The organism is Neotamlana sedimentorum, from assembly GCF_000943565.1.
Taxonomy (GTDB): Bacteria; Bacteroidota; Bacteroidia; order Flavobacteriales; family Flavobacteriaceae; genus Neotamlana; species Neotamlana sedimentorum.
The window spans coordinates 20,363-45,490 of the sequence record NZ_JTDW01000021.1 but is presented as its reverse complement, the minus strand read 5'-3'; the positions used below and the strand labels follow the sequence as shown (position 1 = coordinate 45,490).

Sequence of the window (25,128 nt, the reverse complement as noted above, 5' to 3'; positions counted from 1 at the left end):
AAGGTACGTACAAAAAAATATAGCGGAAAGCCCGACCCCGACAACCTTTTTTGGGCGCGGGAAGGCCTTATTTATACTTTTTAGATGTTAATGATATAACCTGTTTCGACAATTTGATTGTAGACATCGTTACTAAACATATAAAGTCGTGATGGTTTTTTGGATTGCCCTTTGCGTTTTTCTTCTAATGGTACTATATATGACTTGCTTGTTATTTTTTTTCGGAAGTTGCGATTATCGAGCTCTGTATCGAGTAGGACTTCGAATGCTGTTTGAAGTTCGTTGAGCGTGAACTTTACGGGCATAAAGTTAAATACCAATGGTTCGGTATTGATTTTACTCTTTATATCGTCGAATGCATCGGTGATTATTTTTTTATGATCGAACCCTAACTGTGGAAGGTTTTTTATATTAAACCACTCTACCCCGTTCGAGTTTAATAGTTTTTTATTGGATGCTAATATAAGGTAATACGCTACGGTGATGGTTCGCGTGGTGGCTCCTCGACTACGAACCCAAAGTAAATCGGTTTCGGTATTTATTCGAGCTGCGTTACCGTAAGCTCGAAATTGGTTTTTATTAAGATGTTTTTCGCCTGTAAGTTCTTCGAAAACTCGATTTGCTGTTTCGCCTAGGTTATTGCTTTTTAAAACATAATGCCCAGGCAACACCCAATCGTCTACTATTGGTAAGTTTTCGGTAAACAGGTTTAGGTTTCGTTTTCGCAACAAAACTTTTAATGATTTGTTTTCTATTTTTAACAAAACACAGTCGACCGATAAATTATCGATTTTTCTAAAATCCATCTCAATTAAAAACGTTAAATTTACGCTTTTACAAACTTAAGCATTATATATTTTTTTACTCTATTATTTATAAGTTTTTACCAATACCTTAGTTATGACTAAAACGTACCAGCTTAATATGGAAAACTTAAAACTGTTACCAGAAACAGTTTTAACACCTACCTTTAATAGAGACCTTATTAAAACAAGTATTTTACATATTGGGGTTAGTAATTTTCATAGATCGCACCAAGCTTATTATACAAATGAACTAATTGATAAGTTTAACGAACTTAATTATGGTATTTGTGGTGTTGATTTATTAGAAACCGACAGAAAAATATATAATATTTTAAAAGATCAAGATGGTCTTTATACATTATATACGAAGGATCCTGAAGGCAACCACAAAGCCAGAATAATTGGATCGATAGTAGAATACTTTTTTGGCCCTGAAAATCCGCTTGCTGTTATTGAAAAAATGGCAAACCCAGATATTAAAATTATTTCGTTAACTATTGCAGAAGATGGATACCAATTAAACGAAGTAACTGGTGCGTTTAACATTAACCACCCTTTTATAGAAGAAGATATTAAAACGCCTTTTAAGCCCAAAACAGTTTTTGGATATTTAACTCAGGCTTTAAAATTAAGAAAGCTACGTAATTTACCGGGTTGCACTATACTTTCTTGCGACAATATTAAAGCTAATGGCGACACTATTAAGGAAGCGCTTTTTAATTATGTTAGCAAAACAGAACCCGAATTACTCGATTGGATAAGCAAAAACACGACTTTTCCTAATAGCATGGTGGATAGAATTACCACAGTTACAGATTTTAAAGATATTGATGCCTTGAAAAACGAATTTGCTATAGACGACCAATGGCCGGTAATTAGTGAATCGTTTAGCCAATGGATTATAGAAGATCGTTTTTTACAAGAAAAACCGGCATGGGAAAAAGTTGGTGTTAACTTTACAGATTCGATTTCTCCTTTTGAAAGAATGAAATTAAGATTACTAAATGCCGGACATAGTATTTTAGGTATTTTAGGTACCATTTGTGGTTATAAAAATGTTTATGAGTCTGCAACCGATGATGACCTCATGCTGTTTTTAACGCTTTATATGAATGATGAAGTATTACCAACTTTAAGTGATTTGAATACCGAAAACATAAAGAGCTACCAACACAACTTAGTTACCCGATTCCAAAACCCATATTTAAATGATAGGCTTTCTCGTATTTGTTCGGAAAGCTCGTCCAAAATTCCTCTTTTTATATTACCAACAATTAAAGATTTACTTAAGCAAAAGAAAACCATTACAAAGGCAGCATTTATAATTGCTGCTTGGTGTAGATATAACGATGGTTTAAATGATAGCAAAACTTCGTACAATATTAATGATAATATTAGTGGCACTTTAATTAGAAGCGCTGCACTATCTTACCAAAACCCGTTAAAGTTTTTAGAAATAGAATCGGTTTTTGGAGATTTAAGTAAAAATGAAACATTTACTGAAAGCTACAAAACATCATTAAACCTTTTGCGCAATAATGATATTAAAACTTGTATTAATATTATATGTAAAGCATAACATATAACAAAAAAAAGGCTTCACTACGTGTGAAGCCCTAAACAACAACTATATAAACAAACTTTCTGCTAACTATTTCCCATAATTGCAGTAATTTCTTCGGGTTTTAATTCTGGATTTGCCCCCTCTTTACTGGCAACTAAGGCACCAACAGCACAAGCAAAATTTATTGCGTCTTGAGGTGAAGCGTTTTTAAATAACTTATTAATTAAAGATGCAAGAAACGAGTCGCCTGCACCAACTGTATCTTTCACTACAATTTGATAACCACTATTATAGTAAAACACATCGTTATAAAACAATATAGCACCGTGCCTACCTTTAGTTACACAAATAGTTTTAGTATTGGTTTTATCTGCAATAAAACGAACTATTTGCTCTAAAGACTGTGCATTTGAATTTAGCTTTTTGGCGATTTCAAAAATTTCGTCATCGTTAAACTTTATAAAATCGGCCTCATTCATTAAATACTCTAAAATTTCGCTGGTATAATAAGGTTCTCTTAAATTAACATCGAAAATTTTAGTTTTGGCAACTTTAACTAAATCGTAAAGTGTATTACGAGAAACCTCGTCGCGGGTTACCAAACTACCAAACACAAAAACATCGGATGACTCTACTAATGTTTTTAATGTGTTGGTGAATTTTATTTTATCCCAAGCACGCGGGTACTCGATATCGTACGATGCCGAACCTTTTTCGTTAAGCATTACAGTAACATTCCCGGTTTTATATGCTGGATCTACTTGTACACCTTCAACATTAATTTCTCTTTGTTTTAAAAATTCGATTAGCTTCTCTCCTTTTTCATCTTCACCAATTTTACTAATCATAGACACATCGTTATCGAACGATTTTAATCTTGCAGCGACATTTAATGGTGCGCCACCAATTTTTTCATGATTAGGAAAAACATCCCATAAAATTTCTCCGAAACAAGTTATTTTTGTCATAATTATTTTATTAAACTCTTATTTAACTCAAAAATACCTTTTTTAACTCCAAATTCGGATATGTTTTTGTAAGCATTTTCAAAACTATCTACAAATGTTTTAGAGGATTTTAAATCTCCAAAAATAGATTCCAGCTCTAAAAACAACTTAGGATTCACTTTAGCCTCATTCGCTTTTTGTTTTAAAACTGTTTCCATAGCGTCCTTTATAATTATATCTTCTTCTTTTTCGTTTTCACCTAAACTATAAACCGCCCAGGCAGCTAAAACAAATGCAGCTAAATCTACCGGATCGTTATTTTTTAAATTAGAAATTACCGTTGGTAAAATAAACTTTGGGATTTTTGCAGAACTCTCCGAACAAATACGCTCAACTTGATCTTTAATATGTGTATTTCCAAAACGCTCTAAAAGCGTTTGTTTATACTCATCTAAATTAACACCTTTTAAATTTCCTAATGTTGGTGTTACTTCTTTATTCATATATGTTTTTAAGAATAAACTCAAATCTTCGTCATGAACAGTTTCGTCAATAGTATTGTAACCTATTAAAGCTCCTAAAATTCCCAATACGGAATGACCCGCGTTTAATAAAGTGAGTTTCATTTTTTCGTATGGCACTACATCATCAACAAATTGCGCTCCTACTTTTTCCCATGCTGGTCTTCCTGCTACAAAATCTTCCTCAATAACCCATTGCTTAAATGGTTCACAAACTACAGGCCACTCATCGATAATTCCAGTTGTATCTTTTAAAATTGAAATATCTGAAGGCACCGTGGCCGGTGTAATTCTATCGACCATACTATTTGGAAAAGAAACGTTTTTTTCAATCCAAGACACTAGTTCTGGTTCGGCATGCTCAATAAAGCTTAACAGCATTTTTTTAGTGACATGACCGTTACCTTGTATATTATCGCAGGACTGTATGGTTAAACCTTCCTGATTATTATCTTTTCTAAGTTTAAGCGCTTGTGTTAAATATCCAAAAACAGTTTTAGGTGTTTTTGGATTTTTTAAATCATGTTGAATTAATGGGTTTTCGACAACAAACTCCCCAGTAGCCTCATTAAAATTATAACCACCTTCGGTTATTGTTAGTGTAATTATTTTTGTTTCTGGGCTTGCCATTTTTTCTACTACGGCCCATGGATTTTCGGGCGCAAACATAACGTCTATTATAGAACCGATAACACGATTTGACAGTGAACCATCTAATTCTTTAACAATTAAAGTGTATAAACCGTCTTGTGATTTTAAAGTTTGATATATTTTTGTGTCATATTCTAATAATGCGACACCGCAAATTCCCCAATTACGCGCTTCATTTCTACGTAATAACTCATCTATATAAAAGGCTTCGTGCGCTCTGTGAAATCCACCAATACCAACATGAACAATACCCGATTTAATATTAGAACGGTTGTAATTAGGAGCCGAAACACTTTTAGAAATTTCGGTTAAATTATTTGAATTTAAATTAATCATTGTTTTATTTGTTTTCGAAACGCTGTAATAACACAGCAAAAATTATAATACCTCCTTTTACAACTTGTTGTGGATAAGATGGCACATTTAATAAGTTTAAAATATTTCCGATAAGGCCAAGTATTAAAACCCCCATTAACGTATTTATAGCTGTTCCTTTTCCTCCATTTAAACTGGCTCCACCAATAACTACAGCAGCAATAGCATCGAGCTCCCACGCCATACCCATATTTGGCGAACCTAGATTTGTTCTAGACGCAACAATTATAGCAGCCACAGCAGCCAAAGCTCCAGAAATAGCATATACTAAAAATTTATATTTTTTTACGTTAATTCCAGATAAACGAGAAGCTTCCTCGTTACTTCCCATAGCTATAATTAATCTTCCAAATACATTATAACGCAATAAAACCATAGCGCAGATTACTATTAAAAAGAAAACAATTGCAATATTTGGAATACCTAATGTAGAATTGTTTGCAAAATTTGACATAAACAAACCTCCTTTGGTTGAAAAAGTAATAGGAGAACCTTTAGAATAAATAAAAGCCATACCACGAGCCACCGTCATTAAAGCTAAAGTTGCAATAAATGGCGCCATTTTTTGAAAAGCCACCAAATAGCCTGACAAACTTCCAATAGCAAAACCAAGTACAACGGTTAGCACAATTGCCAATGGTAATGCAAATAAATTAATGAATATGGCAAAAATTACAGCTAATAAAGCCACCATGGATCCAACCGACAAATCGATACCTCCAGTTAAAATAACCAAAAGCATACCTATACTTATTACACCAATACCAGACACTTGTTTTAATAAGTTTGATAGGTTTACTGATGTAAAAAACACATCGGAAATAACTGCCGAAAAAATCAACAACAGAACGAAAATGAAAATAGTATTATATTTAACTAATAACTTTAGTAGTCCCCTTGGGCTACTAAGCTGCTCTTTTAATGATAAAGTCATTTTAAAATATTTTATTTAGTTTAATTAGGTAATTTGTTTTAGTGGTTTGCCTATAGAATAGCGTAGAATATTTTCTTCAGAAAATTGCTCTTTAGCTAGTTCGCCAAAAATAGTTCCTTGGTGCATTACTAAAATACGATCTGCTATTCCCATAATTTCTGGCATATCTGAAGATATAACCACGACACCAACACCTTTTTTAACGACTTCGTTAATAAGGTTATAAATTTCAACTTTTGCACCCACATCGACGCCTCGCGTTGGCTCATCAATAAAAATCACTTTACTATCGATACTTAACCATTTCGCTAAAGCTACTTTTTGCTGGTTACCTCCACTTAAGTTTTTTACATCGATTTCGGAACTTGGAGTTTTAATATTTAATTTACCAATAAGTCCCAATACATTTGAAAATTCCTTTTTAATATCTAAAAAACCAAAACGATTAGAGATAGCGTTGAAACTAGTAACGCTAATGTTTTTTCGTATTGAAAGTGGCAAAAACACCCCCTCCTCTTTCCTGTCTTCAGACACAAAACCTATTTCTAAACCAACCGCATCAACTGGAGAATTAGTTTTAACCTCTTTTCCGTTTAAAATAATAGTTCCAGATTGTTTCTTTTCGGCACCAAAAATAAGTTTAGCCATTTCTGTACGTCCACTGCCTCCTAAACCTGCAATTCCTAAAACTTCTCCTGGTTTAACCGAAAAACTTACATTATTAACAATATTGTCTTTACCAAATAAATTTTTAACTTCAAGTATTACGTCATCAGTAACTTCGATATCTCTTTTCGGGAACATATCTTTTAACTCTCGACCAATCATTAAACGAATAACATCGTCTGGATTTGTTTCTGAAACCGCTAAAGTTCCAGTATCTACACCATCTCGAAGCACCGTAATAGTATCGGCAATTTTAAAAATTTCTTCTAAATGATGAGAAATGTATATAATTGAAACACCTTCATTTTTTAACCTGTTTAAATTGTCGAACAATTTTTGTGCATCTTGTGGGTCGAAAACCGTTGTAGGCTCATCTAAAACCAACACTTTAGTATCCTCTGCCAAAGCCTTAGCAATTTCCACAACTTGCTTTTGCACAATACTTAAATCTCGTACAATAGCAAAAGCATCAATTTTAAAACCTAAAGAATCGATTAGTTTTTGTGCATTTTCAGTAATTTGATTCCAATTCATCCAAAATTTACTGGAACCCAATTTGTGCAAATAAATATTCTCGGCAACCGATAAATCGTTAACTAAAGACAATTCTTGATACACTACACTAATTCCTAAAACCTGACCATCATGAGTATTTTTCGGATTTATCTCGGTGCCGTTTAAAATAACTTTTCCAGAATCCTTTTGGTGTACACCACTTAAAATTTTCATTAAGGTAGATTTTCCTGCTCCATTTTCACCAAGTAAAGCATGAATTTCACCATGACCTATCTTAATGTTTACATTCTTAAGTACGGAAACAGGTCCAAAACTTTTTGAAATACCCATCATTTCTAAACGATACTTGCTTTTATCATTTTTCATAATTAAAAAGTTTTGGATTAAAAAATAGCTTTCGGGTTATAATACTTAGAAGCGTTCTGCTTAGTAATTAATACGGGTGGTGTAAAAGACGTTTTTGGGAAATCCCGTTTACCATTCATATATTGAATAGCGTATTCTACTGCATTTTTACCAATTTGCACTGGGCTGTTCATTGCTGTACAACCATAAAAATCGGTTTCCATAATATATTTAATGGCTTCCTTTTGTCCATCGGCAGCAGCCACAATTAAAATATCGTCGGTTTTACCGGCTTGTGCAATGGCTTTAATAGCTCCTAAAACACAAACATCAGATTCTGTAATAACCACATTAATATCTGGGTGAGCCACCAACACATCTTCCATTGCTTTTAAACCACCGGCGTAAGACCAATCTGTATACATTTGGGTTTTTACATTTAAATCTATTTTACCAATACTGCGTAATTGCTCTTCGGTTATTCCTTCTAAAAGGCCTTGTTTACGTGTTCTACCAACAGGATTACCAGCATTACCGCTAAGTAAGGCAATATTCATTTTTTGTCGACCAAATTTTTTAGCAAGCCATTCTCCTGCTAATGCGCCGTTTGCATGATTGTTGGATTGTATGGTAGTTACAAACTCCGCATCAGGGTTAATAGAGCTATCAAGGATAAAAACAGGAATACCAGCTTTTTTTGCCAATTTAGTTACACCTACTAAAGCCTCAGGATCTTTTGGGTTAAGCAATAAGGCATCAACCCCTTTGGTTATTAAATCTTCAACAGCAGCTACCTGTTTATTAATATCGTCTTGACCATCGGCCGATAAAAAAATCATTCCGTTTTTTTCTGTATTAGCTTTCACACTTTGAAATAATGCTTGATAATACGGTGCATTTAATGATGGTGTACAATAGCCGATTTTTTTTCCAGTTAAATCAATTTTACTAGCAATAATTTCGCCTTGAGCGTCATCACTTTGGTTTTTCGAGCCATTCCCTTCCAGTGGTTCTGCACAATTTATCACAGTTATAACCAGAAGCAACATTAAAAAAACATTCCAAATTTGTTTTGTTGTTTTCATATTAATATTATTTAGTTTAGTGTATTATTAAAATAAGGTTATATCTAACTGCAATACAGTTTTTTCCTGTTCTGGATTCCACATAGCGGTTACTTCAACAGGCATTTTATAACTTCCAATATGTATATTTTTAGACAATGCAGCACCAATATTTATTAGGTTACCAGCACCTTGCGTGTAAAATGTTTTATCGGTAAAAAACGACCAAGCACCTCCAGCGAATAAAGATAAATTATAATCGTTTTTCTGCCATACTTTACTTTTTATTTCGAAATAATGCGTCCAAGAATCTTTTAAAGAACCATCGATTTGTACTTCGTAATCACCAGATCGTCCAGCCAAAATAGTCGCTAAATAAAGTAAGGTATTATCTGTAATATTATAACCAAAGTTTAAGTCGACAAAATTGTATCCTTGTGTTTTGTCATAACTCCAATAATGCAGAACATCTCCGCGCTCTTCTACACCAGTATAGTTATTATGAGTTACTGCTTCAACAAAGAATTTATCGGAAAACCTATAAACCGCATAAATAGAAAACTCTTTATAATTGGCACTTACATATTGATTAGCATCCGGGTTATAAACATCAACAGTCGTAAAACTTGCACCGCCCCAAAAACCAAAGGTAAACTTCTTATTTCCAGTATTGTATTCTAAATTAGTAGCAAAAATAGCTCCAGGATGTACTACAAACCCATGCCAAATATGCATGTTTTTTAAGTGCCCACCTGCAGTAAAAGCCTTGTAATTATCCACTAGATCTGGATTATTAACATCCTGCGCCAATATATCGCTAGGACTTAAAAACATAAAGATAAACAACCCAAACAGCAAAACCGCGCTTCGCATCATGGAATAAATACAATCAAGCGTTTTAGTATTACAAGCAACACCCAGCTCTTTTACAAAAGTAAATTCATTTTTAATCATAACATCTTATTTAGTAGTGGTAATTTATTAAACGTACATACAACGTTTAATAACTACAAATATATAATAGATTTGAATATAAATTTTAAAAAATCACATAAAAATCAACAAAACAGCTTATTTTTAAAGAAAGTTTAAGAAATTTTAAATTTTAACAAAAATAAATCAATAAAATTTATTAAACGTTATTTATACGTTTAATAAAACAAGCACATTTACTCAATCGTAATAGTAATTTCCATAAAAACATCCATAATTATTTAAAATTATAGACTCATATAATATTGTAAGTCTATTTATATACTATTATCTTTGCACAGAATTTCAATTTAATTTATGATACATATTACGTTACCCGATGGCACGGTAAAAACATTTGAACAAGGCGTAACACCTATGGATGTCGCTAAGAGTATAAGTGAAGGTTTTGCAAGAAACGTTATATCTGCAAGATACAATGGTACAACTATAGAAACTGTAACCTCTTTAACGACAGATGGTAATTTAGTATTATTCACATGGAGAGACGATGAAGGCAAAACAGCATTTTGGCACAGTTCTGCCCATGTTTTAGCTCAGGCTATTCAAGAATTGTATCCAAACGCAAAACTCACCATAGGGCCAGCAATTGAAAACGGTTTTTATTATGATGTAGATTTTGGAGAAACATCTATTTCTGATAAAGACTTTAAAGCTATCGAAAACAAAATGCTAGAAATAGCTCGTGGAAAACACGACTTTAGCATGCGTTCTGCTACAAAAGCTGAAGCTCTTGAACTTTATAAAAGCAACGAGTTTAAAACCGAACTCATTCAAAATCTAGAAGATGGCACAATTACATTTTGCGATCATTCTACATTTACCGATTTATGTCGAGGTGGACATATACCAAACACTGGTATTATAAAAGCTGTAAAAATTTTAAGTGTTGCTGGTGCGTATTGGCGTGGTGATGAAAACAAACCACAACTTACACGTGTTTATGGAATTTCGTTCCCGAAACAAAAAGAATTAACCGAATACTTAAACTTACTCGAAGAAGCTAAAAAACGAGATCACAGAAAACTAGGTAAAGAACTAGAATTATTTACCTTCTCACAAAAAGTTGGTCAAGGCTTACCATTATGGCTTCCAAAAGGAGCCGCGTTGCGCGAACGTTTAGAAAATTTCCTAAAAGCTGCACAAAAGAAAGCCGGTTACGAAATGGTGGTAACACCACATATTGGACAAAAAGAACTTTATGTTACTTCTGGGCATTATGCTAAGTATGGCGAAGATAGTTTTCAACCTATTACCACGCCAAAAGAAGACGAAGAGTTTTTATTAAAACCCATGAACTGCCCGCACCACTGTGAAGTTTACAATAATTTCCAATGGAGCTATAAAGATTTGCCTGTTCGTTATGCCGAATTTGGTACCGTATATCGTTACGAACAAAGTGGCGAATTACATGGTTTAACTCGCGTTCGCGGTTTTACCCAAGATGATGCTCATATTTTTTGTACACCAGATCAGTTAGACTCAGAATTTAAAAACGTAATAGATTTAGTCCTTTATGTCTTTGGGTCTTTAGGTTTCGAAAACTTTACGGCACAAGTATCTGTAAGGGATCCTCAAAATCCCGACAAATACATCGGTGAGGTTGCAAACTGGGAAAAAGCAGAACAAGCCATTATTAATGCTGCTTCAGATAAAGGTTTAGATTATGTAATTGAAGAAGGCGAAGCTGCATTTTACGGTCCGAAGCTAGATTTTATGGTAAAAGATGCCTTAGGAAGACGTTGGCAGCTAGGAACCATTCAAGTAGATTACAACTTGCCAGAACGATTTAATTTAAGCTATAAAGGCAGTGATAATGAATCTCATAGACCAATAATGATTCATCGTGCTCCTTTTGGTAGTTTAGAGCGTTTTGTAGCTTTACTTTTAGAACACACAGGAGGAAATTTCCCGTTATGGTTAATGCCAACACAGGCAATTATATTATCAATAAGTGAGAAATATGAAAAATACTCCGAAAAAGTTTTAAATTTGCTAGAAAATCACGAAATTCGCGCCCTTGTAGACCATAGAAATGAGACTATTGGAAAGAAAATTCGAGAATCCGAATTACAGAAACATCCGTATATGCTTATAATTGGTGAACAAGAAGAGCAAGAAGGCAAAATTACGGTTCGTAAACATGGAGGTGAAGATTTAGGCATGATTTCTATAGACGAATTTGTAAATATTATAAAAACCGACATACAAAAAACGTTAAAATCGTTTTAAGAAACATATTATATAAAGTTTAATTTAAAATTATTACGCCATAGCAATTAGAAGAAGACAGCAACCAAGACGCGTTGTACAAGAAGACAAACATAAAATTAATTCTAAAATTACTGCACAAAAACTACGTCTTGTTGGAGACAATGTTGAAATGGGCATTTACACAAAAGGTAATGCTTTAAGAATTGCAGATGAGTTAGGCTTAGATCTTGTTGAGATTTCGCCAAATGCGGAACCTCCTGTTTGTAAAGTTATGGACTATAAAAAGTTTCTTTACGAACAAAAGAAACGCGATAAAGCTTTAAAAGCCAAAGCTAGTAAAGTAACGATTAAAGAAATTCGTTTTGGTCCTCAAACCGACGATCATGATTACGAATTTAAAAAGAAACATGCCGAAAAATTCTTAAAAGAAGGTGCTAAATTAAAAGCCTTTGTATTTTTTAAAGGACGTTCAATCATCTTTAAAGAACAAGGACAAATTTTATTGCTTCGTTTAGCGCAAGATTTAGAAGAATACGGCAAGGTAGAACAAATGCCTAAACTGGAAGGTAAACGTATGACTATGTTTATCGCTCCGCATAAAAGTTAATCACCACCTGATTTTTTTCAGGAATAGACAATAAAATGCTGAATTGGTATTACCAGTTCAGCATTAAAAATAATTAAGCGATAATTAAAACTAGGAAAAAAAATGCCTAAAATGAAAACAAAATCTAGTGCCAAAAAACGCTTTAAGCTAACTGGTACTGGTAAAATTAAAAGAAAGCACGCTTTTAAAAGTCACATCTTAACAAAGAAGTCGAAAAAGCGTAAGCTAGCGTTAACCCATGATACATTAGTACATAAGGCTGACGAGAATAACATTAAAACAATGATGCGTTTAAAGTAACATTGCTTTTAATCGGTTAAAACAATTTATAAACCCTGGAGTGTGGCAACAACGTACAATAATTAAAAGTACCGAGTTAAAAGTACCTAAATTAGGTCGCCCTCTACAAAAACATTTAAAATTATGCCAAGATCAGTAAATTCTGTAGCAAAAAGAGCCCGTAGAAAAAAGGTTCTAAAACAAGCAAAAGGTTACTTTGGACGTCGTAAAAACGTTTGGACAGTAGCAAAAAACGCGGTTGATAAAGCGATGCAATACTCGTACAGAGACCGTAGAAACAAAAAAAGAACATTCCGTGCTTTATGGATTACCCGTATAAATGCAGGTGCCCGTTTACATGGTTTATCTTATTCTCAATTTATGGGGAAATTAAAAGCTAACGAAATCGAATTAAACCGTAAGGTTTTAGCCGATTTAGCTATGAATAACCCTGAAGCTTTTAAAGCTGTTGTAGAAAAAGTAAAATAAGGCTTTAGCCTATTGTAAAACATATTCGCTTAATTAAAAATCCAACTTTTACGAGTTGGATTTTTTTTATTTAATAATTATTAAACATCACATTATTAAGATAACTGTATTTTTACACACTAATAATTTTATATGGATTTATCGAAAATTAAACTTATAGTAAGCGACATGGATGGCACGCTACTAAACTCCAACCACGAAGTAAGCAACTTATTTTTTAAACAATTTGAAGACTTAAAAAAACACAACATTATGTTTGTTGCCGCCAGTGGCCGTCCGTATTACAGTATAATTGATAAGTTAAGCACAATTAAAAACGATATTATTGTTGTTGCAGAAAATGGTGGCTTAGTAATTAATAAAAACCAGCAACTCCTCTCTACCCCAATTAACAAAACAAATTTATACAAACTCGAAAAAATAATAGACGATAACAACCACATACATCCTGTTTTTTGTACCAAAAGCAAAGGTTATTTTAAAAGTAATTCTTTTGGATATATTTCTGTTTTATCTGAATACTACCCTACTTTTAAAGTTATTGATAGTGTTAACGAAATTGAAGAAGACATTATGAAAGTTGCGCTATACCATTCTGAAGATTCCGAAAAATTCATCTATCCTTTAGTTAAATCATTTGAAAAGGATTTTTTAATTAAAATTTCCGGGAAAAACTGGTTAGATATTTCTGATACATTAGCAAACAAAGGTCATGCTTTAAAATTATTACAAGACACTTTTAATATTTCGGAAAAAGAAACTATGGTTTTTGGCGACTATAACAACGATTTAGAAATGTTAAAACTTGCCGAATTTAGTTTTGCCATGGAAAACGCTCACGATAATGTAAAGCAAACTGCAAATTATAGCACCAAAAGTAACAACGATTTTGGCGTAGAACATATTATCGGCAAACTACTTAAAGCTAAACTTTAATTTCCAAATGCCGTAATAACAACTTTTCTAGAGCCACCATAATCTCTATGTTCACATAAATAAATACCCTGCCAAATTCCTAAATTAAGCTTACCATTTGTAATTGGAATTTGTACCGAAGCACCTAATAATGATGCTTTTATATGTGCAGGCATGTCGTCTGGCCCTTCGTAAGTGTGTTTATAATATGGTGCGTTTTCTGGAACCATTTTATTAAAATAACTTTCAAAATCTAATCGCACGGTATAATCGGCATTTTCATTTATAGTTAAACTCGCCGAAGTATGTTTTATAAAAACTTGTAACTGCCCAATGTTAATATTGGATATTTCGGGTAATGCTTCTAAAATTTCAGTAGTAATTAAATGAAAACCGCGTTTAAAACTTGGTAGTTTTATTTCTTTTTGAAAAAAGGTCATGCCATCTATTTTTAAATCCTCACAATATAACTACGAACTTAATAATTTTTAAAATTGTAACGCAACCTTTTAAGCTAATCATCATCTAAATAAAAAAACATAAGCACAAAAAAAGTATGAAACTGAATTTAATAGCATTTATTTGTTTAATAACATTGTTTACAAATTGTAATGATGCATCTGACATCTCTGATGACATTTTAAACTACAGAGAAGAATGGCATTTAGTTGAAACAAATGGCGGTGTTGCTGGAATTACAAACGAATTTGAATTAAACACTATTATTTGGGAGTTTGATGGCACAAATAATACGCTAACTATTAACAACCAAAATACAGACGATACAAAAGAAGATTGCCTTGCTACAGGAACTTATACCTATGTTGAAGAAGAGATTGGTGGCTATTTGTATTTAACTATTAATGGCACCGAATATGGCTTGGTAACGTTTACATCGGTGGGCGATTTTACGCTCGATGGCACTCAACTTTCTACAGGAAGCGTAAGCGACGGATTTATTTATGATTTTAAGCGAATTCTTATTCAGGTAGATTAAATCTTTAGGTTTTTTGCTTTTTCTTTTTAGCAGCAGGAAATAATACGTTATTTAATATTAACCTATATCCTGGCGATGTTGGATGTAAATCGAGTTCGGTTTTCGCATCGCCAACTTTATGCTGATAATCTTCGGGATCATGGCCGCCATAAAACGTAAAAAAGCCTTTGCCTTTTATACCGTGAATATATTTGGCTTCTCCGTTTACCTTAGTTTCTCCCATTACTAATACATTCGATTTAATTTCGTCTCTAGAAAAAGACGTCGTTTGTCCCATAAAACCTTTAACCAAAGCCGTATGGTTTTGACATAACATGGTTGGAATTGGATCCCATTTCGCCGAGTATTCCATAAGTGTAAAATAATCGCTTGTCTTTGGAATTCGTCGCTTTTGAGTCATATCTATTGATGAAAACTCGTAAACTGTTGGACTTCTTTCTAAAGTAAAATTAGTAAAGGCAAAAGTTTTATTATAATCTATTTTATTTTGATATCCAGGATCGCTCCCATCGCCATCAAACATAGGTTCGCAAATATCTACTCCTTCGGCCGACAAAGCAATATCAAAACTATCGGTTGCACTGCACATAGCAAACATAAAACCGCCACCAACTACATAATTTCTAATCTTCAAAGCTACGGCTAACTTTTCTTCAGATACTTTATCAAAACCAAAACGTCTGGCTCTACTTTCGGCGGTTTTCTTTTCTTCTATATACCAGGATGCTGACCGATACTGTGCATAAAACTTTCCATATTGTCCAGTAAAATCTTCATGATGTAAATGCAACCAATCGAAGGCTAAAAGGCCATCGTTAAGTACTTCTTCATCGTAAATTGTTTCATAAGGTATTTCGGCATATTTTAAAACCATAGTTACGGCATCGTCCCACGGTTGTTTTCCATCGGGTGTATAAACAGCAATTTTAGGTGCTTTTTCTAACACAACGGCATCCATATTTTTACTTGGGCTACTTATTTCTTGTAATATATTTTCAGCCTTACTATTGGAGATAACTTCGAAACTTACGCCTCGTATTTGGCATTCGCGCTGTATTTCTTCGGTGTCTGGCAATAAAAAAGAACCACCTCTATAATTTAATAACCACTTTACTTTTAGTTGCCTATTTAAAGTCCAGTAAGTTATACCGTAAGCTTTTAAATGATTTTTTTGAGAATCGGCATCCATTGGTACAAGTATGTACGATGCATACGTATTTAAGTAAAATAACAGGAACAAAATTATGGCTAAGGGCTTCTTCATTAAGTAAAAGTAACTAAAATTTAAGAGTTTCATTGTTTAACTTATAGCATATGGTAAAAGCTTGTTGTAATGCGGCTGGCATTCTTCCAGCAAAGGCAATAAGTACTCTGGAAATGCTTCAGTTTTCTTTTTATATTTTGAAAATCCTGTACTTTTATGCACATTAGCATACCAATATTTCGCCCAAACTCCATCTTCTGGCCTCGCTCCTATGTTCCATTGTAGCATATTTTTGTTAAAATCAATATTGGCTTTATTACAAAACGCACGTAACACCTTTTCAGGATTTTGTAATAGTTTTGTTGAATCGAGCACAATTGGTTTAATATTATTCGATTTAAAATAAGCTATTAATTCACTGTGCTGTGCATACCCAATATCGTTAATAGTTGGGTTTTCAATAACTTTTGCGAATGAAGGAATCATGTCTTCAGGATTTCGAATTAAAATTACATTAACTACATCCTTCATAAACTCCCGATCTAAATCTAACAAATGATGCGTCATGTTTTTAAAGAATAAAACGGGTTTACTTGTTTCTTTCATCATCGATTCAATCACTTTTTCACCATTGTTTTCCATAGACTTTAATATGTCTTCCGACCCCGGATGATATTCCTTAGCTTGTGTATTACTTAAATAATATGCGTACAAAGGTTCATCGAAAACTTTGGTGTCTTCACGCTGCGCGAAAGCATACATTAAAGCTGTTGAAATATTTCGCGGTCCAGACCACAAGTAAATTCTTGTTATATCTTTCATTCTAACCGTTATTATTTACGTAATCTTCAATTAAGTTGTTATACAAAGTGCTTAGTTTTCTGGTAAAATCACCATAAGATTTTTTCCCAATAGTTCGTCCGTCAATTTTAGTAACCGGTGTTAAACCACCAAAAGTTCCGGTAACAAAGGCTTCATCGGCTCCGTAAACATCAAAAAGAGAAAAGTCTTTTTGTTTACAAATAATATTATTTTTTTCACAAGCTTCAATTACTTTTGCTCTGGTAATACCATTCATACAATATGCACCAGTCGAGGTCCAAACTTCATTATTTGTTACAATAAAAAAGTTAGTAGCATTACATGTAGAAACAAAGCCGTTTACATCTAGCATTAAAGCTTCATCGGCACCAGCTTCAATAGCTTGTATAAGGGCTTGAACTTCGTGAAGTTTACTGTGGCAATTTAATCTAGGATCTAAATAATCTGGCGAACCACGACGAATGGTACTTGTAAATAAGGTAATTCCTTTTTCTTTACTTTCGGTTGATGCTTTTTTAAATTCTGGAACAATAACCACATTTGGACCAGATATGGTTAATCTAGGATCTTGAGATGGTGTTTTTTTAATTCCTCGGGTAATCATGATGCGTACGTGCACATCATCATGCATATTATTTAATTTTAAGGTGTTCCAAACCTCTTTTTCTAATGCTTCTTTTGTAAAAGGAAATGTTATACCAACAGTTGCAGCAGCTTGCCATAGTCGTTCAAAATGGTCCTCTAAAAAAACTAAAACGCCATTATGTAAACGTAAGGCTTCCCAAATACCATCTCCTACTAAATAACCGCTATCGAAAACTGAAATTTTAGCATCATTTCTGGAGAAAAACTCGCCATTAATGTAAATTTTTATATTCTTATTCCGGATATCTTCTAAAGCATTATGAGTTCCATGAACCATAGATTTTTCTTTTTATTGAATTGAAAAAGAAAGGTAATAAAACTAGAAGATTTATGCTAAGAAATTAAATCAGATATTTGTTTGGTACTAGGAAATTGCTCAAAAATAATTTTGAGAAAAACCGTAATTGGAATGGCCATAATTAAACCTGGAATTCCCCATAAAAAGCCCCAAAACATGAGCATTATTAAAACGGTAATTACGTTTATTTTAAAAGATTTCCCCATAAATATAGGTTCTAAAATCGCTCCAAATAACACCTGAACACCAGAAATAACTAAAATAAAGAAAAATAAAATACTTGTTGGATCGAGCTCTATAAACGCAAAAACTGACAACGATAATACGGCAATAAACGAGCCTACCATTTGCACAAAATTAATAACAAAAGCAAAAAGACCCCAGAAAATTGGAAAACTCACATCGAAAAAATAGCAAGCCAATCCGGTGCCAACACCAGTTAAAAAACTTACTAAAAACTTTACCTTTATAAAAGTATTTAGTTCTTTTTGAATTTTACTATAGGTTAACAACGAGGTTCTTTTTTGCTTTAAAACTACCTTGTTTAAAACATCGTGCATGTTAATAGATTCTGCTAATAATAACACTACGAAAAAAACGGTCATTAATACGCCAGTTAAAAATTTATTTAAAAACCCAACTGTTGTTCCTATATTTTCCTTTTTTACAAATTGAGATATTAAACTTTTATCTCTATTTATAACTAAACCAAAAGTATTTTCTAAATATACGGTCGCTTGATTAAGTTTAACTTCAGCATCAGTAAAAAACGTAGTGTCGCTAGATAATATTTGTTTACTAGAAAGTTTTATAAGTTCAATCCCTACAGCTAAACCACAAGAAATTAACAAAAAAACTATTATTATGCTAACTACTTTAGGCACTTTTCGTTTAGACAAACCGCGCATAATTGGCAGAAACAACAAGGCTATGAACATGGCAAAAACCAATGGAATAAATATAAAAGATAGCACTTTTAACAAGTAAAACACAATAGGAATTACGATAATTAAAAGTAAAATATTAGTAGTTTTACGCTCTTTTAGCATAGTTACTTTGAAAGATTAAATTTTAAGAAAGTAAGTTTCAGGCCTTAAAACGGTACTTCATCATCGTTCTGATCATTTAAAGCACTTCCAAAAGCTTGATCTGGTGTAGCACTAAAATTACTTGAGGAAAAACCATCATCTGAACTATTATTCATTTTAGAATGAAATTCGAAAGGCGAATCGAAATCATCTAAATTATCAAACTTACCTAAGTGTCCTAAGAATTTCAATCGAATATTCTCTAAGCCACCGTTACGGTGTTTAGCAATAATAAATTCGGCCTGACCTTCGGTTGGCGAACGTTCTTCATCATCCCATTCATCAATTTTATAGTATTCCGGACGGTAAATAAAGCTAACAATATCGGCATCTTGCTCGATTGCTCCAGATTCACGTAAATCGGAAAGTAAAGGACGTTTACTCCCGCCACGGGTTTCCACAGCACGCGATAACTGCGATAATGCAATTACCGGCACATTAAGTTCTTTTGCCAAGGCTTTAAGGTTACGCGAAATCATAGATATTTCCTGTTCACGGTTACCGCCATGACTATTTCCTCCTGTCATTAATTGCAAATAATCAATCATTATTAATTTAATGCCATGCTGCGAAGCCAAACGGCGTGCTTTGGCACGTAAATCGAATATGGAAAGTGACGGAGTATCATCAATAAACAATGGTGCTTTTTCTAAACTTTTAACTTTTACGTTAAGTTGTTCCCACTCGTGTTTTTCTAATTTACCTGTTCTTAATTTTTCTGAAGAAAGCCCAGTTTCACTCGAAATTAAACGCGTAATTAACTGTACTGAAGCCATTTCTAACGAGAAAAAAGCCACTGGCATATTTTGATCGACAGCAATATTTCGCGCCATAGATAAGGTTAAGGCTGTTTTACCCATACCCGGACGAGCAGCCACAATAATTAAATCTGATGGTTGCCATCCCGAAGTTAATTTATCCAGTTTTGTGAAGCCAGTTGGAATACCACTTAAGCCTTCTTTATTGGAAATTTCTTCAATTTTCTTTTTAGCTTGAATTACTAATTCTTGCGCCGTTTCACTAGATTTTTTTATGTTTCCTTGTGTAACTTCGTAAAGTTTAGATTCAGCAGTATCTAATAAATCAAAAACGTCTTTAGTTTCGTCATAAGCTTCTTCAATAATTTCACTTGAAATTTTAATTAAACTACGCTGAATATATTTCTGTAAAATAATACGCGCATGAAACTCAATATGTGCCGAAGAAGACACTTTTTGTGTTAAAGAAATAAGATAAAAGTCGCCACCTGAAAGTTCTAGTTTTCCACTTTTCTTTAACTGTGAGGAAACTGTTAATAAGTCTATAGGTTCGCTATTTTCGAATAACTGAAAAATAGCTTCAAATATATGTTTATGCCCTTCTTTGTAAAAAGCATCTGCACTTAAAATATCAATTACTTCATCAACACCTTTTTTGTCAATCATCATAGCTCCCAACACAACCTCCTCTAAATCAAGAGCTTGAGGTGGAATTTTCCCCTTCTCTAAGTTAATAAGTGTGCTTCTATCAACTTTATATCCTTGTAAATGATTAGGTTGTTTCATAGCTACGAAAGTAAGTAAAAAGAAATGAAATTAGTTTAAAAAATAGTGAGGATTGTTCACTAAGCGTTAACAATTTAACTGTTAATAACTTAAATATATTGTTAATAAGCACAAAAAAAATCTGAAGTTGTTAACTACAGATTTTTTATTAAATATGTATTTTTTTGGATTAGTCCTTAAACACACCCATTTGCGAATACTTCTCCATTCGTTGCGCCACTAAATCTTTGGTCGATAACGTTTTTAAAGCTTCATAGGTTTTAACAATTTTATTACTAACAGTAACAAACGTTTTTGCTCTATCTCTATGTGCTCCGCCAACAGGTTCTTTAATTATTTCGTCTACAACTTTAATTTTTTTAGCATCGCTAGCTGTTAACTTTAAAGCCTCGGCTGCTTGTTCTTTATATTCCCAACTACGCCATAAAATAGACGAACAGTTTTCTGGTGAAATAACAGAATACCAAGTGTTTTCTAACATAAGCACTTTATCTCCTACACCAATACCTAATGCACCACCCGATGCTCCTTCTCCAATAATAACAGAAATAATTGGCACTTCAAGACGCGTCATTTCAAGAATATTTCTTGCAATAGCTTCTCCTTGACCGCGTTCCTCGGCTTCTAGACCTGGATACGCACCAGGAGTATCAATAAAAGTGACAACAGGAATACCAAATTTTTCGGCTGATTTCATTAATCGTAATGCCTTTCGATACCCTTCTGGGTTCGCCATACCAAAATTTCTATACTGTCTTGTTTTTGTGTTGTAGCCTTTTTGCTGACCAATAAACATAAAACTTTGATCGCCAATTTTACCTAAACCACCAACCATAGCTTTATCGTCTTTAATATTTCGGTCGCCATGCAATTCTAAAAACGAATCGCCACAAATTGCCTTAATATAATCTAACGTATAAGGACGGTTAGGGTGACGCGATAATTGTACACGCTGCCACGGTGTTAAGTTTTTATAAAGATCCTTTTTAGTCTCTGCAAGTTTTTTTTCTATTTGTGAACAGGTTTCAGTAACATCTACTTCACTCTCTTCACCAATAATTTTACATTTGTCTAATTGGTCTTCTAGTTCTTTTATTGGGAGTTCAAATTCTAAATATTCCATAAGAATTTATTAATGATTTTTTAAATTTTGGTTAGTGTACAAATATAAAAACTTTATGGCTTTTAATTGCTAAGTAAGTTTTGTTTTTCGCTTTCTTCTATATTTTAAAGCTGCATTTAACAAAATAACACTTAAAATAATGCTAGCTCCTAAGTAAAAATTTGGTGTCATTTTTTCCTTTTCAGGGAATAATATTACGGCTAAAATTATACCATAAATAGGTTCTAAATTATAGGTTAACACAACGGTATACGGGCTAATATCCTTCATTATGTAAACTGAAGCGATAAAGGCATAAGTAGTACAAACAGATGCTAAAATAAACAGATACAAAAAATCGGGTTTGCTCAAACTAAAAAACTGTACAGAAAACCCTTCTTTAAAAATAAAGATATAAACTGAAATAAACAAAACACCGCTTAAAAACTCGTAAAACGATATTACTGTAGCCGAATGTTTTTTTAAAAAACTACCGTTTAACACTGCAAATAACGAGGACAAAAATGCTGAAAGAATACCTAATATAATACCCTTTAAATATTTTAGTTCGCTTTGTGTGATAATAACAACACCAATAACTACAATTAATCCGAAAAGAATTTCGTACCAAATAATGCGACGTTTGTAAATAATGGGTTCTATAAAAGATGCAAAAAAAGCACCCGTAGAAAACATGGCTAACGCAATGGAAATATTAGCCACATCGATAGCTCCAAAAAAAGTAATCCAGTGCAAAGCAATAATTATTCCTGCAAGCGCTAGCTTTAAAACGGACTTTAACTCAATTTTTAAACTTATTTTGGCAACTTTAACATAAATAAGCATTAAAACCGAAGCAAATACCATACGAAACCAAACTAATGGTACTGCAGTAATAGAAATTAGTTCTCCTAGAATAGCCGTAAAACCAGCTATTAAAACTAATAGATGTAAATGTAAGTAGCTTTTTAAATTAGCGCTTGGCATTGTATAACAAATAAATAGCTAAGATGCTAAAAATAAAGTTTGGAAACCAAACAGCAATTATTGGTGAGAAATTGGACTGTTCTGCCATAACGCTAAAAATTTTATCGAAAAACACAAAAACCATGGCTATACAAATACCCAAAGCCAAATTAACACCCATGCCTCCACGACGTTTAATAGACGATACGGCTACGGCAATTAAAGTTAGAATAAATACAGAAACTGGTAAACTCCATTTTCGATACAAAACCAATTTAAAACGCCCCACATTCGATGATCCTCTAGACTCTTCTTTTGCAATAAAGCGTTTTAAGTCGCCGTACATTTTAGTTTCGGCCGCGAAAATTTCAGGAATTAAATCGTCTACCTCGAAACTAAAAACGGTATCTTTTTTCTTTAAAATTTCAAGCTCATCGTTGGTTTCACCAATGGTTCGCTTAACGTAATTTGTTAGCGTATATGTGGAGTCTGCTTCGTTGTATATAATATTTGAAGCATACATTTTGTATTTTAATTGGTCGTCTTCAAAATGCTCTAAAGTAAAATTAGAACCTTTGTTTCGTTTTACATCAAAATAACTCACATAAATAATGTCGTTGTCGTTAATTTGTCTAAAAACATTGGTGTTTTCAACAACACCTTTATTCCTTTTAAAATATTTATAACTAAAGTTATTAAAACCTTCACTGGCCTTTGGCGCTAAAAACAAGCCTAAAACAATGGCTAAAATTCCAACTATGGTTGCCCCAATCATATACGGGCGTAAAAACCTATAAAAAGATACACCAGAACTTAAAAAGGCAATAACTTCGGTATTATTGGCTAGTTTTGATGTAAACCAAATTACAGAAATAAATAAAAATAAAGGAAATAGAATGTGTGCAAAATAAATGGTAAAGTCTAATAAATACAAAAGCACTTCGTTTAGTGGCACTTCGTTTTCAAGGATTTTACCAATTTTTTCGGCTAAATGCACTGTAATTCCAATAGGAATAAACAGTAATAACATCATAAAAAATGTAAGTAAATAACGCTTTAATATGTACCAGTCTAATATTTTCATTTGCTTTTAGCCTCTAAAAAAATGCTTATTGTGTTAAAAACTATTCTTTATTAATTGACAAATGATCTGTATTTATAATCGTTTGTCCATTTGTTTTACCATTTTATCTTTCCACGCTCTAAAATCTCCTGCTAATATATGTTTTCTAGCTTCGCGAACCAACCACAGGTAAAACCCTAAATTGTGAATTGTTGCTATTTGCTTACCTAGCAACTCATTAACCGTAAATAAATGCCTTAAATAAGCTTTACTGTACTCGGTATCTACAAATGTTATACCCATTTCGTCGATAGGTGAAAAATCTTCAGCCCATTTTAAATTTTTAATATTTATAGTTCCGTGTGCTGTAAATAACATGCCATTTCTAGCATTTCTAGTTGGCATAACACAATCGAACATGTCTACACCTAACGCTATATTTTCTAAAATATTGATTGGTGTACCTACACCCATTAAATATCTGGGCTTTTCTTCTGGTAAAATGCTACAAACCACATCGGTCATAGCATACATTTCTTCGGCAGGTTCTCCAACCGAAAGCCCGCCTATAGCATTACCAACAGCCCCAGAATTTGCTATATATTCTGCCGATTGTTGTCTTAAATCTTTATACGTACTACCTTGTACAATTGGGAAAAAAGCTTGATTATACCCATATTTTAATGGCGTTTTTTCAAGATGATTTATGCATCTATCTAACCATCGATGCGTCATATGCATAGAACGTTTGGCATAATTATAATCGCAAGGATATGGCGTACACTCATCGAAAGCCATAATAATATCGGCACCAATAGTCCGTTGAATTTCCATAACATTTTCTGGAGTAAACGTATGATAACTTCCATCGATGTGGCTTTTAAATTTTACTCCTTCTTCTTTAATTTTTCTGTTCGCCGAAAGTGAATAAACTTGGTAACCTCCAGAATCGGTTAAAATATTGCGATCCCAATTCATAAATTTATGAAGTCCTCCTGCTTTCTCAAGCACTTGAGTTTGCGGACGTAAATACAAATGATATGTATTACCCAAAATAATGTCTGGATTTATATCATTTTTTAATTCGCGCTGATGCACACCTTTAACAGTGGCTACAGTGCCAACAGGCATAAATATTGGAGTTTCTATAACCCCATGATCTAAAGTTATTTTACCGGCTCGGGCTTTGCTATTGGGGTCTTTTGCGTTTAATTCAAATTTCATCAGTTCCTTCTGTAAGGCTGCAAAGATAATCACTATAAAAATGAAATTAATTATTAAAGCCGAATTTATTCCCCGTAAAGGAGATAAAAATATTACGACATTTTAAAACTATTTAAGAAGAATAATTTGATTGAATATTCTATTTTTAAGCATAGAAAACTTTGTTTAATTTAAAGAAGTTAGAAAATAATATTGGTTTGGCAACGTTTTTGATTGTACAAACGAAATCTTAAAAACGAACATTATGAACATTTTTAAAACAAATCAACATCGTGTAAATTGTAAAACT

The 25,128-nt window shown here is 33.0% G+C and carries 24 protein-coding genes; 7 read left to right on the top strand and 17 right to left on the bottom strand.

What is annotated here, in order from left to right:
- Positions 1 to 80: 80 nt before the first annotated feature.
- Entirely contained in the window at positions 81 to 806 is a 726-nt protein-coding gene (locus tag PW52_RS16145) for an NUDIX hydrolase (RefSeq protein WP_044634017.1), read from the bottom strand.
- A gap of 94 nt (positions 807 to 900) precedes the next feature.
- Here PW52_RS16145 and PW52_RS16140 point away from each other — a divergent pair, with 94 nt between their 5' ends.
- Positions 901 to 2,385, top strand: a complete 1,485-nt coding sequence (locus tag PW52_RS16140) for a mannitol dehydrogenase family protein (RefSeq protein WP_044634016.1) — start codon at positions 901 to 903, stop codon at positions 2,383 to 2,385.
- A 68-nt stretch (positions 2,386 to 2,453) separates the two neighbouring features.
- Here PW52_RS16140 and PW52_RS16135 read toward each other — a convergent pair whose 3' ends face one another.
- Genes PW52_RS16135 through PW52_RS16110 form a run of 6 tightly spaced genes read right to left on the bottom strand, consistent with a single transcriptional unit; the run spans position 2,454 to position 9,343 of the window.
- A complete protein-coding gene (locus PW52_RS16135; RefSeq protein WP_044634015.1) occupies positions 2,454 to 3,338 on the bottom strand; it encodes a carbohydrate kinase family protein in 885 nt (294 codons plus the stop codon).
- A gap of 2 nt (positions 3,339 to 3,340) precedes the next feature.
- On the bottom strand, positions 3,341 to 4,825 hold the full coding sequence (locus PW52_RS16130) for a mannitol dehydrogenase family protein (protein WP_044634014.1): 1,485 nt from the start codon (positions 4,823 to 4,825) through the stop codon (positions 3,341 to 3,343).
- Positions 4,826 to 4,829: 4 nt separating this feature from the next.
- Positions 4,830 to 5,798: an ABC transporter permease gene (locus PW52_RS16125; RefSeq protein ID WP_044634013.1), complete on the bottom strand. Its 969-nt coding sequence runs from the start codon at positions 5,796 to 5,798 to the stop codon at positions 4,830 to 4,832.
- A 24-nt stretch (positions 5,799 to 5,822) separates the two neighbouring features.
- A complete protein-coding gene (locus tag PW52_RS16120; RefSeq protein WP_044634012.1) occupies positions 5,823 to 7,346 on the bottom strand; it encodes a sugar ABC transporter ATP-binding protein in 1,524 nt (507 codons plus the stop codon).
- 17 nt (positions 7,347 to 7,363) lie between these two features.
- Positions 7,364 to 8,410, bottom strand: a complete 1,047-nt coding sequence (locus PW52_RS16115) for a substrate-binding domain-containing protein (RefSeq protein WP_052823536.1) — start codon at positions 8,408 to 8,410, stop codon at positions 7,364 to 7,366.
- A 27-nt stretch (positions 8,411 to 8,437) separates the two neighbouring features.
- Positions 8,438 to 9,343 (bottom strand): hypothetical protein, encoded by a 906-nt coding sequence (locus PW52_RS16110; RefSeq protein ID WP_240475205.1) that lies wholly within the window; start codon positions 9,341 to 9,343, stop codon positions 8,438 to 8,440.
- A 336-nt stretch (positions 9,344 to 9,679) separates the two neighbouring features.
- Here PW52_RS16110 and thrS point away from each other — a divergent pair, with 336 nt between their 5' ends.
- The 5 genes from thrS (at position 9,680) to PW52_RS16085 (ending at position 13,907) form a co-directional block, all read left to right on the top strand.
- Positions 9,680 to 11,614, top strand: a complete 1,935-nt coding sequence (gene thrS, locus PW52_RS16105) for a threonine--tRNA ligase (RefSeq protein WP_044634011.1) — start codon at positions 9,680 to 9,682, stop codon at positions 11,612 to 11,614.
- 46 nt (positions 11,615 to 11,660) lie between these two features.
- Positions 11,661 to 12,203: a translation initiation factor IF-3 gene (gene infC / locus PW52_RS16100; RefSeq protein ID WP_082048545.1), complete on the top strand. Its 543-nt coding sequence runs from the start codon at positions 11,661 to 11,663 to the stop codon at positions 12,201 to 12,203.
- Positions 12,204 to 12,305: 102 nt separating this feature from the next.
- On the top strand, positions 12,306 to 12,503 hold the full coding sequence (gene rpmI / locus PW52_RS16095) for a 50S ribosomal protein L35 (RefSeq protein ID WP_044634010.1): 198 nt from the start codon (positions 12,306 to 12,308) through the stop codon (positions 12,501 to 12,503).
- Between the two features lie 123 nt (positions 12,504 to 12,626).
- Positions 12,627 to 12,971: a 50S ribosomal protein L20 gene (gene rplT, locus PW52_RS16090; RefSeq protein WP_044634009.1), complete on the top strand. Its 345-nt coding sequence runs from the start codon at positions 12,627 to 12,629 to the stop codon at positions 12,969 to 12,971.
- A 132-nt stretch (positions 12,972 to 13,103) separates the two neighbouring features.
- Positions 13,104 to 13,907: an HAD family hydrolase gene (locus tag PW52_RS16085; RefSeq protein WP_044634008.1), complete on the top strand. Its 804-nt coding sequence runs from the start codon at positions 13,104 to 13,106 to the stop codon at positions 13,905 to 13,907.
- Here the strand turns inward: PW52_RS16085 and PW52_RS16080 are convergent.
- Positions 13,904 to 14,326, bottom strand: a complete 423-nt coding sequence (locus PW52_RS16080; RefSeq protein WP_044634007.1) for a secondary thiamine-phosphate synthase enzyme YjbQ — start codon at positions 14,324 to 14,326, stop codon at positions 13,904 to 13,906. The genes PW52_RS16085 and PW52_RS16080 overlap by 4 nt on opposite strands.
- Positions 14,327 to 14,442: 116 nt before the next feature.
- Here PW52_RS16080 and PW52_RS16075 point away from each other — a divergent pair, with 116 nt between their 5' ends.
- Positions 14,443 to 14,883: a hypothetical protein gene (locus PW52_RS16075; protein ID WP_131454014.1), complete on the top strand. Its 441-nt coding sequence runs from the start codon at positions 14,443 to 14,445 to the stop codon at positions 14,881 to 14,883.
- Between the two features lie 4 nt (positions 14,884 to 14,887).
- Here PW52_RS16075 and PW52_RS16070 read toward each other — a convergent pair whose 3' ends face one another.
- From PW52_RS16070 to tgt, 9 genes are all read right to left on the bottom strand, one after another.
- Positions 14,888 to 16,072, bottom strand: a complete 1,185-nt coding sequence (locus tag PW52_RS16070; protein WP_044634005.1) for a hypothetical protein — start codon at positions 16,070 to 16,072, stop codon at positions 14,888 to 14,890.
- Between the two features lie 111 nt (positions 16,073 to 16,183).
- Positions 16,184 to 16,909 (bottom strand): sulfotransferase-like domain-containing protein, encoded by a 726-nt coding sequence (locus tag PW52_RS16065; RefSeq protein WP_044634004.1) that lies wholly within the window; start codon positions 16,907 to 16,909, stop codon positions 16,184 to 16,186.
- 1 nt (position 16,910) lies between these two features.
- Positions 16,911 to 17,831, bottom strand: a complete 921-nt coding sequence (locus PW52_RS16060; RefSeq protein WP_044634003.1) for an aminotransferase class IV — start codon at positions 17,829 to 17,831, stop codon at positions 16,911 to 16,913.
- Between the two features lie 56 nt (positions 17,832 to 17,887).
- Positions 17,888 to 18,901 (bottom strand): AI-2E family transporter, encoded by a 1,014-nt coding sequence (locus PW52_RS16055; RefSeq protein WP_044634002.1) that lies wholly within the window; start codon positions 18,899 to 18,901, stop codon positions 17,888 to 17,890.
- 44 nt (positions 18,902 to 18,945) lie between these two features.
- On the bottom strand, positions 18,946 to 20,484 hold the full coding sequence (dnaB, locus tag PW52_RS16050; RefSeq protein ID WP_044634001.1) for a replicative DNA helicase: 1,539 nt from the start codon (positions 20,482 to 20,484) through the stop codon (positions 18,946 to 18,948).
- A 169-nt stretch (positions 20,485 to 20,653) separates the two neighbouring features.
- Positions 20,654 to 21,607: an acetyl-CoA carboxylase carboxyltransferase subunit alpha gene (locus PW52_RS16045; protein WP_044634000.1), complete on the bottom strand. Its 954-nt coding sequence runs from the start codon at positions 21,605 to 21,607 to the stop codon at positions 20,654 to 20,656.
- 69 nt (positions 21,608 to 21,676) lie between these two features.
- Positions 21,677 to 22,573, bottom strand: coding sequence for a DMT family transporter (locus PW52_RS16040; RefSeq protein WP_044633999.1), 897 nt, complete (start codon positions 22,571 to 22,573; stop codon positions 21,677 to 21,679).
- Complete coding sequence (locus tag PW52_RS16035) at positions 22,560 to 23,636, bottom strand: LptF/LptG family permease (RefSeq protein ID WP_044633998.1); 1,077 nt, start codon at positions 23,634 to 23,636, stop codon at positions 22,560 to 22,562. Before PW52_RS16035 ends, PW52_RS16040 begins: the two co-directional genes overlap by 14 nt.
- A 72-nt stretch (positions 23,637 to 23,708) precedes the next feature.
- Positions 23,709 to 24,839 carry a tRNA guanosine(34) transglycosylase Tgt gene (gene tgt / locus PW52_RS16030; protein WP_044633997.1) on the bottom strand — a complete coding sequence of 377 codons (1,131 nt, stop codon included), beginning with the start codon at positions 24,837 to 24,839 and terminating at the stop codon, positions 23,709 to 23,711.
- Between the last annotated feature and the right edge of the window lie 289 nt (positions 24,840 to 25,128).

Excerpts from the sequence above, each read along its gene's own strand:
- PW52_RS16145 (WP_044634017.1), bottom strand. The coding sequence starts at position 806 with ATGGATTTTAGAAAAATCGATAATTTATCGGTCGACTGTGTTTTGTTA.
- PW52_RS16140 (WP_044634016.1), top strand. The coding sequence starts at position 901 with ATGACTAAAACGTACCAGCTTAATATGGAAAACTTAAAACTGTTACCA.
- PW52_RS16135 (WP_044634015.1), bottom strand. The coding sequence starts at position 3,338 with ATGACAAAAATAACTTGTTTCGGAGAAATTTTATGGGATGTTTTTCCT.
- PW52_RS16130 (WP_044634014.1), bottom strand. The coding sequence starts at position 4,825 with ATGATTAATTTAAATTCAAATAATTTAACCGAAATTTCTAAAAGTGTT.
- PW52_RS16125 (WP_044634013.1), bottom strand. The coding sequence starts at position 5,798 with ATGACTTTATCATTAAAAGAGCAGCTTAGTAGCCCAAGGGGACTACTA.
- PW52_RS16120 (WP_044634012.1), bottom strand. The coding sequence starts at position 7,346 with ATGAAAAATGATAAAAGCAAGTATCGTTTAGAAATGATGGGTATTTCA.
- PW52_RS16115 (WP_052823536.1), bottom strand. The coding sequence starts at position 8,410 with ATGAAAACAACAAAACAAATTTGGAATGTTTTTTTAATGTTGCTTCTG.
- PW52_RS16110 (WP_240475205.1), bottom strand. The coding sequence starts at position 9,343 with ATGATTAAAAATGAATTTACTTTTGTAAAAGAGCTGGGTGTTGCTTGT.
- thrS (WP_044634011.1), top strand. The coding sequence starts at position 9,680 with ATGATACATATTACGTTACCCGATGGCACGGTAAAAACATTTGAACAA.
- rpmI (WP_044634010.1), top strand. The coding sequence starts at position 12,306 with ATGCCTAAAATGAAAACAAAATCTAGTGCCAAAAAACGCTTTAAGCTA.
- rplT (WP_044634009.1), top strand. The coding sequence starts at position 12,627 with ATGCCAAGATCAGTAAATTCTGTAGCAAAAAGAGCCCGTAGAAAAAAG.
- PW52_RS16085 (WP_044634008.1), top strand. The coding sequence starts at position 13,104 with ATGGATTTATCGAAAATTAAACTTATAGTAAGCGACATGGATGGCACG.
- PW52_RS16080 (WP_044634007.1), bottom strand. The coding sequence starts at position 14,326 with ATGACCTTTTTTCAAAAAGAAATAAAACTACCAAGTTTTAAACGCGGT.
- PW52_RS16075 (WP_131454014.1), top strand. The coding sequence starts at position 14,443 with ATGAAACTGAATTTAATAGCATTTATTTGTTTAATAACATTGTTTACA.
- PW52_RS16070 (WP_044634005.1), bottom strand. The coding sequence starts at position 16,072 with ATGGATGCCGATTCTCAAAAAAATCATTTAAAAGCTTACGGTATAACT.
- PW52_RS16065 (WP_044634004.1), bottom strand. The coding sequence starts at position 16,909 with ATGAAAGATATAACAAGAATTTACTTGTGGTCTGGACCGCGAAATATT.
- PW52_RS16060 (WP_044634003.1), bottom strand. The coding sequence starts at position 17,831 with ATGGTTCATGGAACTCATAATGCTTTAGAAGATATCCGGAATAAGAAT.
- PW52_RS16055 (WP_044634002.1), bottom strand. The coding sequence starts at position 18,901 with ATGCTAAAAGAGCGTAAAACTACTAATATTTTACTTTTAATTATCGTA.
- dnaB (WP_044634001.1), bottom strand. The coding sequence starts at position 20,484 with ATGAAACAACCTAATCATTTACAAGGATATAAAGTTGATAGAAGCACA.
- PW52_RS16045 (WP_044634000.1), bottom strand. The coding sequence starts at position 21,607 with ATGGAATATTTAGAATTTGAACTCCCAATAAAAGAACTAGAAGACCAA.
- PW52_RS16040 (WP_044633999.1), bottom strand. The coding sequence starts at position 22,573 with ATGCCAAGCGCTAATTTAAAAAGCTACTTACATTTACATCTATTAGTT.
- PW52_RS16035 (WP_044633998.1), bottom strand. The coding sequence starts at position 23,636 with ATGAAAATATTAGACTGGTACATATTAAAGCGTTATTTACTTACATTT.
- tgt (WP_044633997.1), bottom strand. The coding sequence starts at position 24,839 with ATGAAATTTGAATTAAACGCAAAAGACCCCAATAGCAAAGCCCGAGCC.